General features: G+C 41.1%; 14 protein-coding genes. 12 read left to right on the plus strand and 2 right to left on the minus strand.

Translation table 11 applies throughout. The annotated features are described in order from the left end of the window. The first annotated feature begins 11 nt into the window (after nucleotides 1-11). From NMG48_RS10285 to NMG48_RS10300, 4 genes are all read left to right on the plus strand, one after another. Nucleotides 12-1,847: an NAD(P)H-quinone oxidoreductase subunit F gene (locus NMG48_RS10285; protein ID WP_271255125.1), complete on the plus strand. Its 1,836-nt coding sequence runs from the start codon at nucleotides 12-14 to the stop codon at nucleotides 1,845-1,847. A gap of 30 nt (nucleotides 1,848-1,877) precedes the next feature. Beyond that, on the plus strand, nucleotides 1,878-3,395 hold the full coding sequence (locus tag NMG48_RS10290) for an NADH-quinone oxidoreductase subunit M (RefSeq protein ID WP_271255126.1): 1,518 nt from the start codon (nucleotides 1,878-1,880) through the stop codon (nucleotides 3,393-3,395). A 91-nt stretch (nucleotides 3,396-3,486) separates the two neighbouring features. Beyond that, nucleotides 3,487-4,803, plus strand: a complete 1,317-nt coding sequence (locus tag NMG48_RS10295; protein ID WP_271255127.1) for a CO2 hydration protein — start codon at nucleotides 3,487-3,489, stop codon at nucleotides 4,801-4,803. A 280-nt stretch (nucleotides 4,804-5,083) separates the two neighbouring features. After that, entirely contained in the window at nucleotides 5,084-5,533 is a 450-nt protein-coding gene (locus tag NMG48_RS10300; protein WP_271255128.1) for a fasciclin domain-containing protein, read from the plus strand. A gap of 179 nt (nucleotides 5,534-5,712) precedes the next feature. Here NMG48_RS10300 and NMG48_RS10305 read toward each other — a convergent pair whose 3' ends face one another. Further along, nucleotides 5,713-5,853, minus strand: coding sequence for a hypothetical protein (locus tag NMG48_RS10305; RefSeq protein WP_271255129.1), 141 nt, complete (start codon nucleotides 5,851-5,853; stop codon nucleotides 5,713-5,715). A 50-nt stretch (nucleotides 5,854-5,903) separates the two neighbouring features. On the opposite strand from NMG48_RS10305, the gene NMG48_RS10310 reads away from it, so the two are divergent. The 3 genes from NMG48_RS10310 (at nucleotide 5,904) to NMG48_RS10320 (ending at nucleotide 8,450) form a co-directional block, all read left to right on the plus strand. Further along, nucleotides 5,904-6,401, plus strand: coding sequence for a hypothetical protein (locus NMG48_RS10310; RefSeq protein ID WP_271255130.1), 498 nt, complete (start codon nucleotides 5,904-5,906; stop codon nucleotides 6,399-6,401). Between the two features lie 66 nt (nucleotides 6,402-6,467). Then, a complete protein-coding gene (locus tag NMG48_RS10315) occupies nucleotides 6,468-7,076 on the plus strand; it encodes a hypothetical protein (protein WP_271255131.1) in 609 nt (202 codons plus the stop codon). A 180-nt stretch (nucleotides 7,077-7,256) separates the two neighbouring features. Next, nucleotides 7,257-8,450 (plus strand): hypothetical protein, encoded by a 1,194-nt coding sequence (locus tag NMG48_RS10320; RefSeq protein ID WP_271255132.1) that lies wholly within the window; start codon nucleotides 7,257-7,259, stop codon nucleotides 8,448-8,450. On the opposite strand, the gene NMG48_RS10325 is transcribed toward NMG48_RS10320, so the two are convergent. Next, the gene (locus NMG48_RS10325; RefSeq protein WP_271255133.1) at nucleotides 8,439-9,785 is read right to left on the minus strand and encodes a class I SAM-dependent methyltransferase; all 1,347 of its coding nucleotides are present in this window, start codon (nucleotides 9,783-9,785) and stop codon (nucleotides 8,439-8,441) included. The genes NMG48_RS10320 and NMG48_RS10325 overlap by 12 nt on opposite strands. 390 nt (nucleotides 9,786-10,175) lie before the next feature. On the opposite strand from NMG48_RS10325, the gene NMG48_RS10330 reads away from it, so the two are divergent. The 5 genes from NMG48_RS10330 (at nucleotide 10,176) to NMG48_RS10350 (ending at nucleotide 15,673) form a co-directional block, all read left to right on the plus strand. Continuing rightward, entirely contained in the window at nucleotides 10,176-11,372 is a 1,197-nt protein-coding gene (locus NMG48_RS10330; protein ID WP_271255134.1) for a hypothetical protein, read from the plus strand. A 157-nt stretch (nucleotides 11,373-11,529) separates the two neighbouring features. Beyond that, nucleotides 11,530-12,294 (plus strand): class I SAM-dependent methyltransferase, encoded by a 765-nt coding sequence (locus NMG48_RS10335; protein WP_271255135.1) that lies wholly within the window; start codon nucleotides 11,530-11,532, stop codon nucleotides 12,292-12,294. 39 nt (nucleotides 12,295-12,333) lie between these two features. Further along, nucleotides 12,334-13,554, plus strand: coding sequence for an acyltransferase family protein (locus NMG48_RS10340; protein ID WP_271255136.1), 1,221 nt, complete (start codon nucleotides 12,334-12,336; stop codon nucleotides 13,552-13,554). Then, nucleotides 13,547-14,182, plus strand: coding sequence for a TVP38/TMEM64 family protein (locus NMG48_RS10345; RefSeq protein ID WP_271255137.1), 636 nt, complete (start codon nucleotides 13,547-13,549; stop codon nucleotides 14,180-14,182). Before NMG48_RS10340 ends, NMG48_RS10345 begins: the two co-directional genes overlap by 8 nt. Before the next feature lie 66 nt (nucleotides 14,183-14,248). Then, complete coding sequence (locus NMG48_RS10350) at nucleotides 14,249-15,673, plus strand: phospholipid carrier-dependent glycosyltransferase (RefSeq protein ID WP_271255138.1); 1,425 nt, start codon at nucleotides 14,249-14,251, stop codon at nucleotides 15,671-15,673. The last annotated feature ends 35 nt before the right edge of the window (nucleotides 15,674-15,708 follow it).

The raw sequence follows: 15,708 nt of genomic DNA on the forward strand, positions 1-15,708 counted from the left end.
ATAGAGTTTATATGATAAACAACTGGCTGGACACGATCTGGCTGATTCCCTGCTATTCCCTGATAGGAGCGATGCTATCGATCATCTGGTTTCCCGCGATTACCCGCAAAACGGGACCAAGACCAGCAGGCTACGTCAATATCCTGATGACATTTTTATCCTTTGTTCATGCGATCGCCGCCTTGACCGTAGCTTGGGGACAGCCAGCATACTCACTATCCTTTCCTTGGCTAGCAGTGGGAGGGCTAAACTTTACCATTGACCTCCAAATTTCTGATCTGAACATTGGTGCGATCGTTTTGATTGCGGGCATCAATCTCCTCGCTCAGATCTATGCAGTGGGTTACATGGAAATGGATTGGGGCTGGGGCAGATTCTTTGCTTTACTCGCACTCTTTGAAGCAGGGATGTGCTCTCTCGTTCTTTGCAATTCCCTCTTTTTTAGCTACGTCATTCTGGAAATCCTCACCTTAGGAACCTACTTGCTGGTTGGTATTTGGTATAACCAATCCCTCGTGGTAACTGGTGCAAGGGATGCCTTTTTAACTAAGCGCGTTGGCGACTTATTTCTATTAGTTGGTGTAGTTGGTTTGCTACCCCTCACTGGCACTTGGAACTTTACCGAACTAGCAGAATGGGCAAGGACTACCGATATTAATCCGACGACTATTTCTCTCGTGACCCTAGCGTTAATTGTTGGACCTATGGGTAAATGCGCCCAATTCCCATTGCATCTTTGGCTCGACGAAGCAATGGAAGGTCCTTTACCTAGCACCATCCTGCGTAATTCCGTAGTTGTGGCAACAGGCGCTTGGATATTAGTAAAACTTCAGCCTCTCATTTCCATATCCCCTTTGACACAGCAGGTAGTGATTGCCATTGGTGCAGCGACTGCCCTTGGAACCGTCTTAATCTCCATTGCTCAAATTGATATCAAGCGATCGCTATCCTATTTGACCAGTGCATTTATGGGACTAATTTTTATATCCGTTGGTGTTGATGATATTCACAGTGCCTATACTTTGATTTTGTCCCATGCCTTAGCGATCGCCCTACTATTGATGTCCATTGGTAGCATCATTTCTAACGCAGTTACCCAAGACCTCTCTTTGATTGGTGGTCTCTGGAAACGCCGCCCCGTTTCTGGTTTATGTTTCTTAGTAGGCATCCTTGCCTTGATTGCATTCCCTCCCTTTGGTGGTTTCTGGGCAATGCTGGATTTGATTTCCGAACTTTGGCAAAAGAACATCGCCTTAGCCGAACTTTTGCTATTGATTAACGGACTGATTGCCTTCAGCTTAATGCGTGTATTCGGACTGATTTGGGGTGGTAAACCCAAGCAAATGACCGAAAGATCCGTAGAACCGCTATGGCTCATTGTTCTACCGATGACTATTTTGGCAGGTATTGTTTTACACACTCCTCAAATGCTGACAGCTTGGGGCATTATCCCCGCTTGGGCAGTCATACTCAAGCCTGAATCTTTACTGCTCTTAGGTTCAAGCAGCATGGGACTAGCCGCAGGTGGATATCTCTATCTCAATGAGCAAGTCAGTAAGCCAATTCAACTTCCTTGGCGAGATCTCCAAAATTTCTTTGCCTACGACTTCTATACGCCCAAACTCTATAAAGTCACAATTGTAGGACTGGTAGATAGCGTCTCACATGCGATGTACTGGTTTGATCGCTTCTTTGTTGATGGAGTCGGCAATCTTTTTGGTCTAGCCACCCTGTTTAGTGGGCAAAACTTACGTTACAGCACCTTTGGACAGTTACAACTCTATACGCTAACGATCATGGTTGGCATTGGCGTTCTCCTGTTATTGCTATTCAATCGGACTCTCTAAATCTGGATCTTTTAAGTTGGACATAAAATTATGCTCAGTGCGTTAATTTGGCTACCAGTAATTGGTGCTTTAGCGATCGCCTTGCTACCCCAAAATCAATCCAAAAAAGGCGCAATCATTGTTGCCAGTGCCATCCTTATCCTCGATGTGCTACTTCTGAAGCAATTTGATACTAATCTTGCCGCTTTTCAGCTATCCGAGAACCTACCTTGGCTCGAAAATCTTGGCTTAAACTATAGCCTTGGTGTCGATGGACTCTCCCTACCTTTAGTCGTCCTCAATGGCTTACTTACTTGGCTGATTATTTGTTTTTGTGAGCGCCAAATCAAGGAACGCTTCAAGCTCTTCCAAGTATTAATGCTATTAATTCATGCAGGGGTAAGTGGAGCTATGCTCTCAACTAATACCCTCTTGTTTGTCCTGTTTTACGAATTAGTATTAATTCCCCTATATCTCATCATCGCAGTTTGGGGAGGTTTACAGCGTAGCTATGCTGCAATGAAGTTTCTCATCTTCACCGCAGTCTCAGGCATACTCGTATTAGTTGGCTTCTTAGCTTTAGGTTGGCTTACCGCTAACCCCACACCGATCTTTGACTATGCCACTCTCCAAACTCTTTCCTTACCTTTAGAAGTTCAACTTACTTTGCTAATAGTTCTACTATTAGGATTTAGCATCAAAGCGCCCTTTGTCCCATTCCACACTTGGCTACCTGACACCTACGTGGAGTCTGCAACCCCCACAGTAATGATGCTCGGTGGTATCGTTGCAAAATTAGGAACCTACGGTCTATTTCGTTTTTGTGTTGGTCTATTCCCCGATGCTTGGACGCTCTTATCTCCCTATATCGCAATTTGGGCAGGTTTAGGGGTTTTGTATGGAGCAATGGTAGCGATCGCCCAAAAGGATATCAAACGGATGGTAGCCTATAGCTCGATCGGTCACATGAGTTATATTCTCTTGGCTGCTGCTGCTGCAACTCCTCTGAGCCTCATCGGTGGTATTGGTCAGATGGTTAGTCATGGCTTAGTTCTAGCCTTATTGTTCTATCTAGTTGGCGTAATCGAAGAGAAAGTTGGAACCAGAGATTTAGATTTGCTCAATGGCTTGCTCAATCCCTTACGTGGTCTGCCAACTACAAGCGCTCTGTTGATCTTAGGTGGGATGGCGAGTGCGGGTATCCCCGGACTAGTTGGATTTATTGCGGAGTTTCTAGTCTTCCAAGGTACTTTCACAAAATTCCCCATTCCAACGATTTTCTCCATCCTTGGCACAGGTTTAACTGCCGTTTATTTCGTGATTTTGCTCAATCGCACCTGTTTTGGCAAATTGGATAATGCGACGGCATACTATCCCAAAGTGAGTGGTCTTGAACAATTACCTGCCCTAATTTTGACTGGATTGATTATCTTCCTAGGAGTTCAACCAGTATGGCTAGTCAAATGGAGTGAAAAGGCAACAGTCAAGATTGCTGAGCAAGTAGAAGGTAATATCCTTGTTTCACAAAATCTAACTGAATCTCTGTCATCTCCTCTCATTAAAGACTAATGGACTAATTACCGTAATTAGCTTCTGGGTCGCCATTGAATGCAAGTTGCTCTATTAATACAGGAAAGATCAATACAGGAAAGATAAAACTATGACAGCTACTTTAGTGCCACCAACCACACAACTGCCTCCATCCACACATCCCTATGCCGAAGTAATCCATAGGTTAGAAGCAGGCGGCTCCATGCTACCTGACACGCCCGAAAACTTAATGCAAATAATCGGACTCTATAAGGCTTATGCAGTGCCGATGGATTTCTATTGGCGGGATTTGCTTTACATAGCGGAACAGGTATTTCTAGAGCCACTTCCTGCATTTAAGTACTTTTTGCCTCAGGAATACCTCGATTTACGCAATCACTATGCAGGTGATGATGCTGATTGGCGTTTTTGGCGTGGTGAGGCAACAGCTCATCCTGAGTTGTTAGAGTTTATGTCTAAGGGAGAACTGAACGCGAAAATCCCCAAACTCTTCCATCATCTCTATCACGATCGCATCAATATGGAGTTTGCCGAAGAATGTATGCGGGCAATGTTCTGGCATCGGAATATGGGCGGCGAACTAGAGCCTTATATGGATTCGGAGGAATATCGCCAAAATGCCGATCGCGCTATTCGGGCTTATTTTAAAAACAATCCCGTCATGTTGGGACTGTATAAACTCTTTCCTGAGTTATTTTTAGAGCAATGTCGTCAAGCAACCATGACCTCAGTTTTAGGACTGTTCTGGGAAATCATGGCTCCCGTATTTTTCGAGATGTCTGATATTTACGACGAAGGCGGCTTTAAAGGTGTCCCCGATGCGATGAATTTCTTGGTAAATGGCATCTTTGCGATCGCAGGTCGTCCTATTTATCATCGTGTCAATATTGGTGGTGAATGGCTGGATATTGTCCCCAAATCGAAGGGATTCACTTGGCTCTATGAAGCAGCATTCCCCTATGTTGAGGCAGTGTTTTATCGTACTTCTCCCTTCCGTGGCACTAAGTCCTACAATGCTCAGGCAAATGAAATCCCTAAGGATCAGAATGATTTCCACTATGGGATTTTATATGCAGATAAATTCCCCGTAGGTTCAGCAGGGATTCCCCCAACTTTGTTACATCAGGATATGTACCACTTCTTACCTCAGTACTTAGTGGACTATTACAAGCAATTCTGTCGGGGTGAAGATGACACCTTGATTCAGTTGGCAGTGAGTTTTCAGCGATCAATGTACAACGTTACTTCAGCCGTAATTCAAGCAGGTAGAGCTGCATTTCTCTATCCTCTTGATGATCCTAATCCCAAACATCTGTTAGCCAATCGCCATTATTTTGAGGGACAACTCAATCGCTTCTGCAACCCTAAATACGGCATGGATAAGGCTGCCAGAATTGCCATGATTCAAGATCAAAACTATCGTTAATTACACTCAAACTAACCACAAGGAATTTTTTAAAAGTCTTGCGGAGTAACACTTTTAAAAAATTCCTTAGTTCAGGGTTGAGTGAAAAGCGCTGTAAGTAACTGATGTTACGTAGAAATAGGCTCGCCCCTCATCCCCTAGCCCCTTCTCCCGCAGGAGAAGGGGAGCAAAACCTAAATTATTTTCTTGTTCCCCTCTCCTGCGGGAGAGGGGCTAGGGGTGAGGGCTTTAGAAGACTTCCAAGTAACATCAGTAAGTAATTAAATCTCAGGAACTAACTATGACTACAATCGTTGATATCGCTGTTAATAATGAAGGCTTTTCTACCCTTGTCACCGCAGTATCGGCAGCAAGTTTAGTAGAAGCATTACAAAGTCCAGGACCTTTTACAGTATTTGCTCCCAATGATGCGGCTTTTGCAAAACTCCCTGCTGGCACAATTACCACCCTAGTTCAAAATATCCCTCAATTAGCACGTATTCTGACCTACCACGTAGTTGCAGGCAAATATAAAAGAGAAGACTTAATCGGCATTAAATCCCTCACTTCCCTTGAAGGTTCTCAAATTGATCTTAATATTTCAGAGGAAGGTTTTGAAGCAAATAACGCGACGGTGATTGCTGCGGATATTGAGGCAGATAATGGTGTTATTCATGTAATTGATACAGTTATGTTGATGCGCCCCCATTGGTTTTATCCAATTATGGAGTCGGGTAAGGTCGGCGTATAGTAGTTTGTTTTACTTATAGTAAAATCCAACTTAAAAACTTTAGAACTTACGCGAGTGGATGTGAAGTGGGCGAAGCCCGCACCACATCCACTCAAAACCAGAGAAAAAGCTGGGGCGCACGCTGCGCGTGCGCCCCAGCTTTTTTATATTCTAAGCAAACTTGCATTGCTATAGCAGTTCTAAATCATTTTTAAATTTTGGGGTTTGTGGAAGTGCATCCCTTCGGGGTAAGCTTCCACAAACAATTTAGGATTGCTATAATTTGTTGAAATTAAATACATGATGGGTAAGCGATCGCATAATCCATCATGAGATGTCATTAATTTAAATAGTTGGTTTAGAGGAGTTTCTGAAATTAAGAGCAATTGTTATGACTATAGAAAGCCTTCTAACACTTTATAAGTTGCCCGTTCTTCTGTTAATGATTTTGACTCCTTGGATCGCTTATTACATTTGTGTACTCATTCCAGGTACTAAAGAAGAACCTTTTGTATTAAGCGTAAATTTAAGTCTTGCCGCCTTTGCTGCTATGGTTTTTGCTGGTTACATCGCCTATGCCAGTAACACAGGAGGATGGGGAAGAATAGGCAAAGAAGCTGATATCCTCCTATTATTATCTGCCCCATATCATGTAATTTGCTCAATTATTCTTGCGAAGAAGCGCTTACCCCTCAACAGGATTCCTGCCTTTAAGTTTATTCAGGGGTTGATGTTGATGTCATTAGTTTTTATATTCTTTTCGTGGATTTCCAATCGAATTCATTTCTATTTCTTCTCATATATTCCCTTCAATGTATTCTTGATGGTCTTAGGGGGTGTTCTGTTGATAGGATATATCGGATATACCAAGGTCTTTGGAGAAGATTAAGACAATTTTTATAGCATTGCTTATTGATGTTGGACTTGGGCATAAATTAAAAACTGGTGGCATTTTATGGCACTCAAAATTGGTAGGGTTGAAGTTGGGCTGCGTTTATTGGTCTCTTTCACGACCATCGCGATCGCCTATGGATATTTAGGTAGTTACATCAGCACATTAATCACTGATCATAATTACCCGATCGCAAGTTTGTTATTGGGTTTAGCCGTTGCGGGGATATTTGCCATACCGCAAAGTCTGGGTGGACTACTTGCCGCGATCACATCGGTGATAATTGTCTATTGGCAAGCTGGTCTGATTCCCAGCCTGATCACCTTGGGTGTCTGTCTAGTCCTGTACTGGTTAGGTTTTGCGGATGTTGGTTATAGTGCTGAGCCTGACAAAAAACTTTCAATCATTGAAATTCTCTCGACAATAGTTACCTTTGCGCTGTCGATTGCCTTTACCATTTCCCTATTTCAAATTCCATCAAGTTGGATTGCTAGTTTGGCGATCGGGTTACTTGCCGCGACGATCACCCTAATTGGTAAGCAAATCCAGTACCTCGAATTAAGCACGATTAAAAATTTCATCATTCTGGGCATCCTTACAAGTAGCAGTCTCGCGATTGGCTTTGCGATCAGAGCAATTTTTTACACCCCTAAACCAACAGATTTTTTGTAACTGTAAAGCCCTTTTCACCCTGAAAAGCAAGGAAAAATGGTAAAAATCGCAAAGCGATTTTTACCATTTTTCTCTTTGTTGAACTGACGTTATGTAAACTTGCATTTCAATCTTTTGGAGCTTTTGGGCAAAATTGGGGGTGTACTTTACACTGCATTCATACCTGCCTAACTTGTAAATATGACTATGACTATCTCTGCGGTAAAACAAGATCTAAAACAGGTTTTGCTATGGATTGTTTTATGGATTCTTGTACCCTTTGGCATTTATTTCTGTTCTCATCTTGTGCACCCAGATTGGTATAAGCACTTTGTCTATCAAGCCTCAGGATTTTTGCAAGGGCGGCTTGATCTGTTTAATTTGCCAGAATATTATGTGGATTTAATTTACTGGAAGGACAAAATCTATCTGCCTAATCCACCCTTGCCATCAATTTTACTGATGCCTTTTGTGGCGATTTGGGGCATTGCCACAGAACAAATTCGAGTATGTATGTTGTTTGGGGCTGTCGATGTATTTTTAGTATGGACATTGTTGGGGCGGATGAACTTGCAAGGTGCTATGCGCGTTGGCTTAACCATTCTCTATGGCTTTGGGACTGTGCATTACAGCGCAAGCATCATTGGCACAATTTGGTTTTATGCCCATGTTGTCGCTGAGTGGGGAATGTTATTAGCTTTGGTGGAGTTTTTTGGGAAGCGAAGATTTGCGCTGATAGGATTCTTTATGGGGCTTGCCTTTCTCTCGCGTCAGGCTACAGTTTTGGGATCGCTATTTTTCTTAGGTTGGCTACTATGGGAACGTCCCGAAAAATGGATTCAAAAAGGCATCAGCTTTGGAGCAGGTTTTACACCACTTTTTTTATTCCAATCTTGGTTTAACTGGGCAAGATTTGGCGATCCTATGGAGTCGGGCTATATGCTGCAAAACTATTATTCATCAGTCCAAGCACCTGCGATTGAGAAGTATGGTTTGTTCAATAAAGCCTATATTCCTAAGCACATCAAGCTGATCTTTACAGAAATGCCTGAATTCTTACCACAATTTCCCTTTGTGCGCCCAAAACCAGAAGGGATGAATATCTGGCTAACGACACCTGCATTTTTCGCTCTGTTTACGGCTAACTGGTTTGATGTATTTGTAATTTTGGCGGGATTATCAGCATTTTTAATCTCGCTGCCTGCGATGATCTATACAGCAACGGGTTGGGTGCAGTTTGGCTATCGCTATGCCCTCGATTATTTGCCATTTTTATTTGTAGCGATCGCTAGTGGTCTACAAAGAATGCCTCAAGCCTTGGCATGGATATTAATTACTTTATCTGTGATCGTCAATGTATGGGGCGTTTATTGGGTAGTCAAACTAGGATGGTAATTCAATAAGAACAAGGTGATCTAAGACGAGTTCATTTAATAAAAACTTGAGTTCATCTTGGGCTTGGCGATCGCTGAGTTTGCCAACGGGTGCAACTGAGCCACCGATAATGGTCGAAACTTGGCGATAGGCTTCTAATCTGGGTTTGTGGCTACACCAATAGGTGACAATCTCTGCAAATTTACAGGGACGCTGCCAGAGAAATCGCAAGCAAAGAGTTACGGTGAGGGCATCAAGATGAGGTCGATGTAATTTTTGCAGATTGGGATTGGGGCGCATTTGGGCGATCGCTTGATCGAGGGTTTGAAAAAACTGAGATGTTCGCAAAACAGGATGCAAATGCATCATTGCTGAATTCCACATCCCTTCTGACCATTGACTGATCTCTACATATTCAGGCGATCGTCCTGAGTGACCGCACCAAATATCCAATAGACGGTTAACGGGTTGAAGCAGTTCAAAGGCATGGAGATTTTGCTCAGCCGTAGCCTTAGCCAAAAATTGAGTGAATTGCTCTGGCATTCCATTGGGAAATATATTTTGCCAACGCCAGTCCGCAGGATTGATCATGCTCACAAATTCTAAATTTGCCGATCGCAGCATTTGAAAAACATCTGGAATCGTAAAACCCTTATCTTCCTGCATCACATAATTCATCAAAACAAAGCCAAAGGATTTATCAGAGGGAGTCCAAGTACTTGCTTTGAGCATGGTTCCATCGCCTAAGGCTTCCATAATTGTGTAAATTTGTCTGTACTCTGTTTCCGTGGGATTACCGTCCAGAAATCCTAACAATTTGGCAAAGGTTTGGGCGCGAAAAAAATCGGCGCGTTGATATAGGCTATGAACATTAGTTCGTAATAAACCTTCAGATTTGAGAACCGATCGCATCGCTTGCAATCCTTCTGCTGGTGAGGGCAAAAAATAGAGCGTGTCTTCGCAGTTAATATAGTCAAATTCGATCCCCTGTTCTTCTTTGAAGCGTGGAAGCTCAGCGATAGGCAAATTATAAAATTCGGCATTAGGGAAACCATGATAAGTGAGGCGATCGCTTGCCAATTTTAAAGAAGCCTCCGATAGATCTATTCCCACAATCCGCGCCTTAGGATTTGCCATCGCTAATGCCAAGGTAGTTACACCCGATCCACATCCAATATCAAGGATCGTCAAATCTTGGCGATCGCAAACCCGTTGAGTTTTGGCATACCAAGCCGTGACAAAAGAATGCAAAATCAAACCACGATCGCCATCTCCTCCCATTTGCGATGCAGGTAGATTGGGATAGGGCATTAAGTCAAATTGCTGACGAATTTTTTCATTGGGGTTTGTATTCATTCTATTTAGAAATAGCAGGTTGGGCTTTGAGCTATATCTTTACCATAAACATAGAAAATACTGAATGAAAAATTATAAATTTTAGTGATTTACTCTAGCCTCGAAAAAATATGTCACTAGAAAAAAGATTTGTTAAACTAAGCTGTCACTTATCTAAAACAAAACATCAATGCAATGTCCTTTATGTGATAGTACACAGTTTAATAAACATGGCAAAACTATCAACGGGAGAAAAAATATAGTTGTAAAATTTGCAACAATATTTGGATAGATAGAAATGACTAAAATCTCTACTTCCCTGAAATTAATTTTCAAAGATTTAAAAATAAAAATTTAGGTCGAAAAGCATTGATTAAATTTTACGAAATAAACTATATTCTCAGATCTCTGATGCTCAAGTACAAGCTTGGCTATGCGGCTATTATAATTGTCTTTTGTACTATAGTCACATTTATTATTTCTTATTCTATAAGTGGTCATTTAGATGGCAGAAGTGGAGAAATGTTCTATGTACAAGCTGAAGCATTTTTGCAAGGTAGAGTTAATCTTGATGTCAATTGGGATCTTGATTTGATTCCATTTAATGGTAAATTGTTTCTCGCAATTCCACCATTAAATAGTTTCCTAATCCTACCATTTGTCTATTTTTTTAAAGGCAAAATTACAGAAACCATATTTTCTTTAATTCTCTATTTTATTCTTATTATCATTCAATTTATATATGTGGAGAAATTCGCCGCAAATCAAAAAATTGGTCAACGTAGTCTATTATTTATCTTTTTAGCACTGGGGACGATGCTGCTACCCTGTACAGTCATTGCCTCGTCTTGGTTTAATGCTGTCCTCGGTAGCTGCTTGTTCCTATCGTTAGCTTGGTTAACTTTTTATCATTCTAATAGTTTAAAACAAGATATTATTGCCATTACTTTACTAGCGATCGCCTCAATTGGTCGATTTCATTTAGCAGTAATTTTCCCAGCCTTTATTCTTAAAGCTTGGTTTCGTCGTTATTCAGGAAATCTTAAAGCACTGGCTGCTTTATGTATTCCAGCAGTTATGTTTATCATGTTTGTCGCTTGGTGGAACTGGGTGCGTTTTGGTAGTCCATTTTCGATTAAGTATGAAGAGCTTCTCTATGCAGACTTTTTTCAAGAAAATATTCAAAAATATGGGTTTCGGAATTTAATCTATATTTTCCCAAATATTTATCACGGCATTATTGCTATCCCAAAACTTGTTACTCAATTTCCCTTTTTCAAGATTGATGATATGGGTAATGGTATTTTGGCAATTAGTCCTTTATTTATATATGTTCTGAGAGATAACAACAGAGGCGATTCTTGGAAGAATTTTGCTTGGTTATGTATGGCGATCATTGCTATACCTGTATTTACACATTGTTCAACTGGTTGGCAACAATTTGGCTATCGCTACTTTTTAGATTTCTTTCCATTTGCTTCTTTTCTATTACTGAAATCTAAAGTTGACCCTACTCGTGCGCTTCCACTCACCTGTATCTTAATTTCTATTTGGTTTAATATGTTTGGTGCAGTTCTATTTCTAAACCCTAAACTATTTGGCGCTTAATCTTAAAGTTTGAAGTGCTATCAAATTTCTTATGTCTAAACTTGATATTTCTAAGTTTAAACTCCATAAATATCCATGTCCTATATGTGGTGGAGCAAGCCATCAAAAATTATACTCAATACATGGGTTTGATATTGTGAGATGCTCTACATGTAGTATGTCATTTGTTAATCCTAGAATTAGTAATAATTGTCTCTTTGATGTTTATCGCCATGAATATTTCCATCGCAATCAAGATGGATATAATGACTATGAAAGCATCGCCAATTTAAGAATTAAAACCTTTGAGAAATGGTATAGAGATCTTGCTCCATACTGTATCAACAAAGGAATTGCGCTAGATATCGGTTGTGCCGCGGGATATTTTCTTGATGTTTTACAAGAAAATCAGTGGCAGGTTGAGGGGATAGAACTGGAGCATCGTATGTATGATTTGCTTATTCAGAAAGGATATACGATCAGTAATGAGCCTCTAGAATATTTCACTGCCGCACATCAATATGATCTGATCACAATGTTTGATGTAATTGAACATTTACCTGAGCTACAAAAAAATTTTGCGAAAATTAGTAGTTTACTTTCTGAGCAGGGTATTATTGCGCTGTCCACACCTAATATTGATAGTCTCCAATATCGAATTTTTAGAAGACGATGGTTTCAGTTTAAACCTGTGGAACACTTATATTACTTTTCTCCTTCAACATTAAAACGATTGGCTCAAGCTCATGGATTGCGAATAGAAGTGATGAAAAAATCTGGTCAATACTCGGATATTCCCTTTATTGTCGATAGACTAGAGCATTATGGATTTTATAATCTGGCAAGATTATTTAGCCTGATTGTTAAATTGTTTGGTTTGGGTAATCTGAATTGGTATGCTGATACTGGAAGTATATTTGTTATTCTTCGTAAAGTTGAGTGAACTGAAAATGTAATTAGAAATGTAATAAGAATGTAAATAATGATCACATTACAAAGGTTTCTATTTCTCTCAAAAAATATATTTAACAGGGGATCTGGGGGAGATGAGCATATTGAGAAATCTCATGTTGCGGTAATGGATGGTTTACGGGGAATTGCCATTCTACTAGTATTTATTTTTCATGTCTGGCAATTATCTTGGCTGGATTTTACAACGGTATTTAATAGTCCCGTATATATAAACTTTATCGCCCGATTTGGATTTCTTGGGGTTGAAACTTTCTTTTTTATCAGTGGATTTTGTCTTTTTTATCCCCATGCTCGCCATTGCTTTGAGCAGTATCCACTAGCTTTATGGCGAGATTATTTGCGTAAACGCGCCTTAAAAATATTGCCTTCCTATTTGTTGGCAATCCTATTAATTCTGGTTTTATTTGAGTGGGAATTTCCTAAAGAGCAATTGTCTTGGCATTTAATTACCCATTTTCTCTTTATCCATAACTTTTTCCCTGAAACCCATTACTCGATTAATGGAGTATTTTGGTCTTTGGCTGTAGAAGTGCAGTTTTATCTAATCTTTCCTATACTGGCGAAGTTTTTCCGTACCCGACCACTACTGATTACGTTCTTGATGACAGGATGGGCGATCGCCTATCGCCAGTACATTATGGCAACACAGCAAAGTAGTGGAATGTTGACCCCGTATCTAAGCCAGATGCCTGCATTTTTAGATTTATTTGCGGCGGGAATGTTGACTGCCTATATTTTGGTCTGGCTCCGCAATCTGCAAAATATAGACCGTTACATGCCAATTTTTTCGATGATTATGCTTTTAGGTTTAGCTAGCTTTATAGCTCTCATCAAAGATGTTGGGACTGTGGCAAGTTTGCCTAATGGCATGATCCTGTGGCAAGCCCGTAATCGATTATTTATAGGGATAGCGTTGATGTTTGCCGCGATCGGTGGACATTTTGCTAATCCTTGGATACAAAAGATTTTGAATAATCGCTTTTTAGCATTTTTCTCCTTGATTTCTTATAACCTATATATCTGGCATCAGTTTATCGCTGCCAAATTATTTCATGCACGTTTTCCTGAGCCACTAACCCCAGATCCCCATGATGATCCACAATGGCAAATAGTTTTTACAGTCTTTGCTATGGGTTTAGCCATTGTGATTGCAACATTGATTACTCTGTTCTGGGAACGTCCTTTTTTGCGTCAGAAATTTAACTTTTTGCAGGCGAACCAACGTGAATAAAAAATTGCTGATCGGTATCTTTGCTCTGACTGTAGTTAGTGGCTGGATTACCTTTACTCACATTGATGGGTTTAACCAGATTCAGGATATTGTCCAAGATGTGGGACTGTGGGGCGATGCGATTTTTGTAATTGCCTATGCGATCGCCACTTTACTGATTTTGCCTGTGACTGCCTTTAATATTGCAGGTGGGGCGCTTTATGGTGGTGTAGAAGGTTTATTGCTAACCTCCTTAGGAGCTTTACTTTCAGCATTGCTAGGTTTTATTCTGGCGCGATCGCTTAGTCCAGAATTCACAGAAAAATTCGCATCAACCAATGAGCGATGGTCAACGGTGAGTGCAAATCTTGTGTCAGGAGGGATCGCCTATTCCTTTGCCGCAAGATTACTGCCCCTAATTCCCTATGGTGTAGTTAGTTTTGCCGCAGGTTTGAGTCCCATTAAGCGTCGCGATTATTTACTGGGAACTCTGCTAGGTACACCTTTAGGGATTGCGCCCTTTGTGTTTTTAGGTAGTACAGGAGTAGAAATGAGTACGAATCATGATGTGCTACCTTTGCTGGCGAGTAGTATGGGGCTAGCAATATTGATTGTGGTAGGGACATGGTACAGATCCCAGAAAAGCTAAACAAAGTCAATGCGTAGCATTGACTTTGTTTAGCTTTTCTGAGCGATGAGTTAGTACAGGACAAATATGCAGAACATAGAAAACAAACTCGATAAGAATGTTGATAGCCTTGAGCAAAGCCGATCTCAAGGATGGGATTGGTATTTGGTGTTAGGAAGCTTAGGAATATTTGCGATCGCCTTATTTCTCCATTTTTGGCAACTAGGCAAAATTCCCTATCCTGTCTTTGATGAATCCCTTTTTGGGCAATATGCCAAAGAATATCTAGAAGGAAACCCCACTTGGGAAGGTCATCCGCCCTTGGGGAAATATTTCATCATGTTGGGGTTGCTGCTTTTTGGGCAGAATGAAATCGGCTTTCGGATTCTCAGTGCAATTTTTGGTTCGGTTCTGCCCCTATTGGTGATTGGACTGATTTATCGTCTTACGGCAAAACGGAACTTTGCTCTGTTGTCAGGTTTATTTTTATTCAGCGATGGTTTGTTTTTGGTTGAGTCGCGTTTAGCCCTACTCAATGTATTTTTAGTTGCCTTTGGATTAGTCTCACAGATGTTTGTGTTAGGCGGATTAGCGGTACAGGGCAAACTACGCACATTTCTGCTATGTTGTGCGGGACTGATGCTAGGAGCAACTGCTGCGGTGAAATGGAACGGATTAGGATTTAGCCTGTTGCTATTTTTAGTTATTCTGCTCGTATGGGCGATCGCCAAATTCTTTCCCAAAAATCTTGCCAAGCTGGGGATACTTGCCGAACTTACCAAACTGCATTGGTGGCAATATCTCCTATGCTTTATCTTCATGCCGATCGCCTTTTATCTGGTGCAGTGGATTCCCCTGTTTTTACTAAATTCAGGTGGGAATGTTGCCGAAAATGCTTGGCAGGCGCTCAATGCTTTTCCAAAATTCCTAGTTGCAGTTCACAAACATATTCTCTGGTGGCATTCCACTGATATTGTCACCAGCATCGATCCTGACCATCCTGCCCATCCTTACTGCTCCTCAGCTATTTCTTGGGCAGTTTTAGCCAGACCTGTCGGTTACTATTTTCAAAGTCAAAATGAATTCTTTGCCGTGATCCAAGGACTGGGCAATCCACTTTTGTGGTGGTTCTCGACCTTGGCGATCGTCATCATCACCTTTGGTTCGATTTTGCCACAATTTCGGAAGTCCACGAATATTGGTAGTACTAACTATTTACTACTGGGATATTTCGCCAACTATGTGCCTTGGCTAATTGTAAAGCGCTGCTTATTTCTCTATCACTATATGTCTGCTGCGGTGTTTAGCTTTGTAGCTCTCGCATGGCTAGTCTGTCAAATGCTAGAGCAGAAGGGCATAATTCGTTATTTAGGCTATGGAATTATTGCCACCGTGATTGTCAGCCAGATTTTCTTTATGCCGATTTGGTTAGGGCTCCCTATCTTACCTAGTGAGTTCTATCAGCGCATGTGGTTTATGCCCGATAGAATTGCAGGATTTAACTGGATTTAAAGATGCAAAATTAAGTCCTAGAAAAAGAACACCGC

Source organism: Pseudanabaena sp. Chao 1811, assembly GCF_027942295.1.
Taxonomy (GTDB): Bacteria; Cyanobacteriota; Cyanobacteriia; order Pseudanabaenales; family Pseudanabaenaceae; genus Pseudanabaena.